This window comes from Candidatus Symbiopectobacterium sp. NZEC135 (genome assembly GCF_025962695.1).
Genome location: NZ_JAGFPF010001246.1, coordinates 1 through 638 on the forward strand (window position 1 = coordinate 1; position 638 = coordinate 638).

The 638-nt window shown below is 61.3% G+C and carries 1 protein-coding gene; it reads left to right on the top strand.

The window, feature by feature from the left end; all coding sequences use genetic code 11:
• Positions 1-600, top strand: a 600-nt coding sequence (locus J5224_RS33620) for a substrate-binding domain-containing protein (RefSeq protein ID WP_264629214.1), incomplete at its 5' end; no start/stop codon positions are given.
• Positions 601-638: the final 38 nt, after the last annotated feature.

The following is a 638-nucleotide window of genomic DNA, read 5'->3' on the forward strand; positions in this document are numbered from 1 at the left end:
GTCCCCGGCATGGTGCTGATCAACCGCATTCTGCCCGGATTTGAGTCGCGCTGTGTGGCGCTGGACGATCGCCATGGCGGCTGGCTGGCAACCCGGCATATGATTCAGGAAGGGCATCGTGCCATTGCCTTTCTCTGTTCCGATCACCGGATTTCTGACGCCGAGGATCGCTTACAGGGCTACAGTGCCGCCCTGCACGATCAAGGCATTGCGCTGGATAACCGGCTGATCGCCCGCGCCGCGCCGGATGAAGCCGGTGGCGAGGCAGCGATGCGCGAACTGCTGAGCCACGGCGTGCCTTTTAGCGCCGTGGTGTGTTACAACGATTCGATGGCGGCGGGCGCATTGGCAGTATTAAGCGACAACGGCATTGAGGTGCCACAGGCTGTTTCTCTGATAGGTTTTGATGACGTGCTTATCGCGCGCTACTTGCGCCCACGATTGACCACGATCCGCTACCCGGTGATAGCCATGTCGACGCAAGCCGCCGAATTAGCCATTGCGCTGGCACAAGGCCAGGCGCTGACGGCGGTCACCAACACCTTTACGCCGACGCTGGTGCGTCGCCACTCGGTGCAGTCCCTCACCCGCACAGGTTAACCCTGTTAGCCGAGGATACGGGCATCTCAGAACCGGGT